Source organism: Rhodoferax sp. (assembly GCF_014859475.1).
GTDB lineage: Bacteria > Pseudomonadota > Gammaproteobacteria > Burkholderiales > Burkholderiaceae_C > Rhodoferax.
The window spans coordinates 1-6,333 of the sequence record NZ_JACUUE010000150.1 but is presented as its reverse complement, the minus strand read 5'-3'; the positions used below and the strand labels follow the sequence as shown (position 1 = coordinate 6,333).

7 protein-coding genes are annotated in these 6,333 nt (G+C 57.1%); all 7 read right to left on the bottom strand.

Annotated elements, in window-relative coordinates; translation table 11 throughout:
• Nucleotides 1–2,330: DNA-directed RNA polymerase subunit beta (gene rpoB, locus IBX54_RS11495; RefSeq protein WP_296542792.1), on the bottom strand; the 2,330-nt coding region annotated here is incomplete at its 3' end.
• 236 nt (nucleotides 2,331–2,566) lie between these two features.
• Nucleotides 2,567–2,941, bottom strand: coding sequence for a 50S ribosomal protein L7/L12 (gene rplL / locus IBX54_RS11490; protein WP_296542791.1), 375 nt, complete (start codon nucleotides 2,939–2,941; stop codon nucleotides 2,567–2,569).
• A gap of 42 nt (nucleotides 2,942–2,983) precedes the next feature.
• Entirely contained in the window at nucleotides 2,984–3,508 is a 525-nt protein-coding gene (gene rplJ, locus IBX54_RS11485) for a 50S ribosomal protein L10 (protein ID WP_296542793.1), read from the bottom strand.
• Between the two features lie 254 nt (nucleotides 3,509–3,762).
• Nucleotides 3,763–4,458 carry a 50S ribosomal protein L1 gene (gene rplA, locus IBX54_RS11480; RefSeq protein ID WP_296542790.1) on the bottom strand — a complete coding sequence of 232 codons (696 nt, stop codon included), beginning with the start codon at nucleotides 4,456–4,458 and terminating at the stop codon, nucleotides 3,763–3,765.
• Nucleotides 4,459–4,890 carry a 50S ribosomal protein L11 gene (rplK, locus tag IBX54_RS11475; RefSeq protein ID WP_296542789.1) on the bottom strand — a complete coding sequence of 144 codons (432 nt, stop codon included), beginning with the start codon at nucleotides 4,888–4,890 and terminating at the stop codon, nucleotides 4,459–4,461.
• A 296-nt stretch (nucleotides 4,891–5,186) separates the two neighbouring features.
• Nucleotides 5,187–5,786 carry a transcription termination/antitermination protein NusG gene (gene nusG / locus IBX54_RS11470; protein ID WP_296542788.1) on the bottom strand — a complete coding sequence of 200 codons (600 nt, stop codon included), beginning with the start codon at nucleotides 5,784–5,786 and terminating at the stop codon, nucleotides 5,187–5,189.
• Nucleotides 5,787–5,788: 2 nt separating this feature from the next.
• On the bottom strand, nucleotides 5,789–6,169 hold the full coding sequence (gene secE, locus IBX54_RS11465; RefSeq protein ID WP_296542787.1) for a preprotein translocase subunit SecE: 381 nt from the start codon (nucleotides 6,167–6,169) through the stop codon (nucleotides 5,789–5,791).
• Between the last annotated feature and the right edge of the window lie 164 nt (nucleotides 6,170–6,333).

Sequence of the window (6,333 nt, the reverse complement as noted above, 5' to 3'; positions counted from 1 at the left end):
GGACGCTGGTGGATGTTGGTGTTCTGGTTGGAACGCTGGTACTTGATGAGGTTGTAGATGTCCACACCCACTTCGCCGGCCTGCGCTTCGGCGTCGCTGACGCGAATCACGACACGGGTGGCATCCACGTAATCGACCAAACCGCCGCGGCTGGCCACCACCACGGTGCCGGAGTCAATGGCGGCCACGCGCTCGATGCCGGTGCCGACCATCGGTTTTTCAGGGCGAAGAATGGGCACTGCCTGACGCGACATGTTGGCACCCATCAGGGCGCGGTTGGCGTCGTCGTGCTCCAGGAAAGGCACCAGCGATGCCGCCACCGACACGATCTGCGCTGGCGACACGTCCATGTACTGGATGCGATCAGCAGTCATCATGACGGTTTCACCCGCTTCGCGCGCCGAGATCAGCTCGCCGGTGAGGCGGCCTTCCTTGTCAAGCACGGCATTGGCCTGGGCGATAACGTACTTGCCTTCTTCGATGGCTGACAGGTAGTCGATGTCCATCGTCACCTTGCCGTCCACCACGCGACGGTACGGCGTTTCAATGAAACCGTAGTCGTTGAGGCGGGCGTACAGGGCCAGCGAGTTGATCAGACCGATGTTCGGGCCTTCAGGCGTTTCAATCGGGCAAACACGACCGTAATGGGTCACGTGCACGTCGCGTACCTCAAAACCGGCACGTTCACGTGTCAAGCCACCCGGGCCAAGGGCAGAGACACGACGCTTGTGCGTGATCTCCGACAGCGGGTTGGTCTGGTCCATGAACTGCGACAACTGCGAAGCGCCGAAGAACTCTTTCAAGGCCGCCGAAATCGGCTTGCTGTTGATCAGGTCGTGCGGCATCAGCGGCTCTTGCTCGGCTTGACCCAGGCGCTCTTTAACGGCTTTTTCAATGCGGGCCAGGCCCATGCGGTAATGGTTTTCGGCGAGTTCGCCAACGCAACGCACACGGCGATTGCCGAGGTGGTCGATGTCGTCAACCTGACCATGGCCGTTGCGCAAATCAACCAGCACCTTGACCACGGCCAAAATATCTTCGTTCGACAGCACCATCAGGCCGGTGGATTCGGGGCGACCCATCTTGGCGTTGAACTTCATGCGCCCGACGCGCGACAGATCGTAGGTATCGGGGTTGTAGAACAGGCGCTGGAACAGGGCTTGCACGGCGTCTTCGGTCGGCGGCTCGCCGGGGCGCATCATGCGGTAGATGGCGACGCGGGCGGCGAACTCGTCGGCCGTCTCATCCGTGCGCAAGGTTTGCGACATGTAGGCGCCCTGATCGAGCTCGTTGGTGTAGATGCAGGCCAGCTCCTGCACACCCAACGTGCGCAGTTTCTTGAGCAGCACTTCGGTCAGCTCTTCGTTGGCCTTGGCGATGATTTCGCCGGTTTCGGCATCGACTACGTTGCGCGCCACGATGCGGCCCACGAGGAAGTCTTCAGGTACCGAAATATGCGTGGTCTCGGACTGCTCGAGCTCGCGCGTGTGGCGCACGGTGACGCGTTTTTCCTTGGCCACGATGACTTTGCCAGCCTTGTCGGTGATGTCAAAGCGGGCCACTTCACCGCGCAGGCGCTCGGCCACAAATTCCATTTGGGCCCCGCTGTCCATCAGGCGGAAGTTGTCATTGACAAAGAAGTTGGCCAGGATCGACTCGTTGTTCAGGCCGATGGCCTTGAGCAAAATCGTGACCGGCATCTTGCGGCGGCGGTCCACCCGGAAATACAAAATATCTTTGGGGTCGAACTCAAAGTCGAGCCAGGAGCCGCGGTAGGGGATGATGCGCGCCGAAAACAGCAGCTTGCCCGAGCTGTGGGTCTTGCCCTTGTCGTGTTCGAAAAACACGCCGGGTGAACGGTGCAACTGCGACACGATGACACGCTCGGTGCCGTTGATGACGAACGAGCCTTTGTCGGTCATCAGGGGCACTTCGCCCATGTAAACCTCTTGCTCCTTGACTTCCTTGACGACCTTGTTTTGCGAAGTGGAGGATTCACGGTCGTAAATGATCAGTTGCACGCGGGCACGCACAGCCGACGAATAGGTCAGGCCACGGGTTTGGCATTCACGCACATCGAAGGCCGGCTTGGCCAGGTTGTAGTCGAGGTACTTCATCTCGACAAAACCGTTGTGCGAGACGATCGGGAACGCCGCGTTGAAGGCGGCCTGCAGGCCCTCGTCGGTGCGTTTTTTCTGTGGCACTTCGGCTTGCAAAAAGGCGGTGTAGGCATCTTTTTGCATTTGCAGCAGGTAGGGAATCTCGAGCACGCTGTCGCGACTGCCAAAGTTTTTACGTATCCGTTTGCGTTCGGTGTATGAATAGGCCATGAAATCTCCGGGCAAATGAGGACTGGGGTGGTCCTGAACGACGTTAACGCTTGGTGATTGGCCACTACCAATCAATGGCGGACGGTTGCACCTTGCATGCAACCCGAACCAAGGCATCTTCTGCTGTCGGGGTTAGAAGACACTGAAAAACGCCCCAACGGGTCGCTTTCCGGTGTGTTCTGCAAAAACACCAAAGGCTGGAGGCCTGTGACAGCACTCCAGCCCAGGAGAATCAATTACTTGATTTCAGCCTTGGCGCCAGCGTCAAGCAGCTTCTTGAGAGCGGCTTCAGCATCAGCCTTGGCAACGCCTTCCTTGACGTTCTTCGGAGCGCCGTCAACCATGTCCTTGGCTTCCTTGAGGCCCAGACCGGTAATTTCGCGCACAGCCTTGATGACCGACACCTTTTGGGCACCCGCCTCAAGCAGAACGACGTTGAATTCGGTCTTTTCTTCGGCCACAGCAGCCGCGCCGCCACCGCCGGCAGCGGGTGCCGCCATGGCTGCGGCGCTCACGCCAAATTTCTCTTCGATGGCTTTCACCAGGTCGTTGAGTTCCATGACCGTCATGCTGTCGAGCGCGGTCAAAAATGCGTCTTTATCGAATGCCATTTTGTTTCCTAACAATTGATTGATTTCTGTGCGTTGCAGGCATCAAGCCGCAACGGCCTCTTCGGGTGCGGCTTCTGCGCCGCCGCCTTTTTGCTCTGCCAAAGCCGCCATGACACGCGCAATGCGTGAGATGGGAGACTGCATCAAGCCCAGCAACTGTGCCAGCAACACTTCCTTGGAAGGGATACTGGCGAGCTGCTTCACGCCCTCGACATCCAGAGCCTTGCCGTCGAATGCGCCACCGCGAATCACCAACTTGGCGTTGGTTTTCGCGAAGTCAGCCACCACTTTCGCGGCAGCCACTGCATCTTCGGAAAAGCTGTAGATCAGCGGGCCGGTCATTTGGTCAGACACGACTTCGAAGCTGCTACCGGCAACAGCGCGGCGGGCCAGGGTGTTTTTCAACACACTCAAGGCCACACCACTGCTGCGCGCGGTTGTGCGCAATTTGGTCATGTCGGCGACCGTGATGCCACGGTATTCCGCTATCACGAGCGTTTGAGCTTTAGCGGCGAGGCCAGTCACTTCACTGATGACCGCTTCTTTCTCACTGCGATTTAAACTCAAGGTCAACTCCTTAAAAAAGTACCCGTTTGTGCTTTTTGCAATTCACGCCAGGGCACACACATTGCAGCGACCAACTGTTTCGGAACTGTTAAATTCTTTGGCAGCGGGATCGCCATCTGCGTTGGCTGTTCCAGATTAAGTGCTTTCACCCAACGGGCTTGGCACACCAACGGTCTTGGATGGCCTGCGGTGTCTTGAAAACCACCACAGCCCACCACGTCAGACTACCCTTTCGGGCAGCCCAATTTCTCACTTCAGGCGCTGATCGATTGCAGATCAACACGCACGCCAACACCCATGGTGCTGGAAATGGCTGCCTTGCGCAGGTACAAGCCCTTGCTGGTGGCGGGCTTGGCTTTCACCAGCGCATCGACCAAAGCAGCCAGGTTGCCTTGCAACTTGTCGCTGTCAAAGGAACGGCGGCCAATGGTGGAATGCACAATGCCACCCTTGTCAACGCGGAATTGCACCTGACCGGCCTTTGCGTTCTTGACGGCGGTGGCCACGTCAGGCGTGACGGTGCCAACCTTGGGGTTGGGCATCAGGCCACGAGGGCCGAGTATCTGACCCAGGGTACCCACGACACGCATGGCGTCAGGGGCGGCAATGACCACGTCAAAAGGCATGTCTCCAGCCTTGACCATGGCAGCCAGTTCGTCCATGCCGACAAGGTCTGCACCGGCAGCCTTGGCTTCTTCAGCCTTGGCACCCTGGGCAAACACGGCCACGCGCACGGTCTTGCCGGTGCCGTTAGGCAACACGACGGCGCCACGCACCACCTGGTCGGACTTCTTGGCATCGACGCCGAGTTGCACCGCCACGTCGATGGACTCATCGAACTTGGCATTGGCGAATTCTTTGACCAGACCCAGCGCGTCGCCGATCGGGTACAACTTGCCAGTTTCCACTTTGCCTTGTTGGGCTTTTTGTTTTTTAGTCAAGCGGGCCATTTACACACCCTCCACAGTAATGCCCATCGAGCGGGCAGAGCCGGCGATGGTACGAACCGCTGCGTCCATGTCGGCAGCGGTCAGGTCCTTGATCTTGGTGTTGGCAATTTCTTCGAGCTGGGCGCGCGTGATCTTGCCGACCTTGGTTTTGAGCGGGTTGGCCGAACCCTTGTCGATCTTGACCGCTTTTTTGATCAGGATCGAAGACGGTGGCGACTTGATGACAAAAGTGAAGCTCTTGTCAGCAAAGGCGGTGATCACCACAGGCAGTGGCAGGCCGGGTTCGACACCTTGGGTCTGGGCGTTGAATGCCTTGCAGAACTCCATGATATTCAAACCGCGTTGACCCAAAGCCGGGCCAATGGGGGGGGATGGGTTGGCTTTACCAGCTGGCACTTGCAGCTTGACAAAACCGACGATTTTTTTCGCCATGTTTAACTCCTAACGGGTGCTAACGCCTTCACCTGCAAACTGCAGTTCGGGCTCCCCGACATTAACGACTCACCTCAAACATTCGCACCGAGTCGGAAAGGCACGAAATACAAATACATCTAATCAGTTGAGGACAGAGCAAATTTGCTGCGCAAATCTTGGTCTGTCCCGCAATATCTCACCAGGTCGAGGACAGCGCACATTTACTGCGCAAATCTTGGTCTGTCCTATCTCAATATGTTGGGGTCAGAGCACGTTGCTACGCAAGTGGTCTGACCCGCAAGTTCTCAGATGTCTCAGGCCTTCTCCACCTGCGAAAACTCAAGCTCAACCGGTGTCGCGCGACCAAAAATGGTGACTGCGACGCGGACCTTGCTCTTTTCGTAGTTGACCTCTTCCACCGAACCATTGAAATCGGCAAAAGGGCCTTCCTTGACACGCACATACTCGCCCACCACGAATTCGACCTTGTGGCGCGGCTTCTCGGTGCCCTCTTGCATCTGGCTGACGATTTTCTGGACTTCGGCTTCCGAAATGGGAGAAGGACGTGTCTTGCCACCGCCCACAAAACCGGTCACCTTGTTGGTGTGCTTGATCAGATGCCAGGTCTCGTCATCCATGATCATCTCGACCAACACATAACCAGGGAAAAATTTACGCTCAGTGGTTTTTCTTTGGCCGTTCTTGATCTCAACCACTTCTTCCACGGGCACCAGGATGCGTCCGAATTTGCTTTGCATGCCGGCGCGGTTGATGCGCTCAAGAATGTTGCGCTCGGCGGTTTTTTCCATGCCCGAATAGGCATGGACCACATACCAGCGAAGGTCAGGATTAGCCGAAGTCGCCATCGGCGACGCTTCGGGGCTATCCAACGGAGCTGTTACAGCATCGGTCATATTTATCTCCAGCCCAGGATAAGGTCGTAAAAAAACCATTCCAGGGTTTTATCGGTCAACCATAAAAAAAGTGCCATGACCAATACAAAACCGAACACATACAGTGTCATCTGAATGGCTTCCTTGCGGGCCGGCCAAACGACTTTTTTGACTTCACGAACGGCATCCTGGGCAAAAGCGGTCAGCGCCTTGCCGGATTCCGAGAGCAGAAAAATCACGGCTGCCAGGGCCAGACCGGCCAGCAAACCCAACCACTGGAACAGCGGGCCCTGCTTGCCCAGCGCGTAGTAGGCCACCAGGGCGGCAATCACCAAACCCACTGCGGCAGCCAGCTTGGCTTTGTCGGCAGTGGTATTGACGGTTTGAACTTGAGGGGTGGCCATGTTGTGTTGATATTGCCCGTTAAAACTATCACCAGAATTGACGCACCTAAGATGCGCAAGCCCGCCAGGTGAGTAGCGGGCTTCTTGAACACCTGACAGGCTTCGTCAGGTGGCAGGGGCAGTAGGAATCGAACCTACAACCTTCGGTTTTGGAGACCGACGCT

Coding starts and splice junctions, on each gene's coding strand:
- rplL (WP_296542791.1), bottom strand. CDS start 2,941: ATGGCATTCGATAAAGACGCATTTTTGACCGCGCTCGACAGCATGACG.
- rplA (WP_296542790.1), bottom strand. CDS start 4,458: ATGGCCCGCTTGACTAAAAAACAAAAAGCCCAACAAGGCAAAGTGGAA.
- rplK (WP_296542789.1), bottom strand. CDS start 4,890: ATGGCGAAAAAAATCGTCGGTTTTGTCAAGCTGCAAGTGCCAGCTGGT.
- nusG (WP_296542788.1), bottom strand. CDS start 5,786: ATGACCGATGCTGTAACAGCTCCGTTGGATAGCCCCGAAGCGTCGCCG.
- secE (WP_296542787.1), bottom strand. CDS start 6,169: ATGGCCACCCCTCAAGTTCAAACCGTCAATACCACTGCCGACAAAGCC.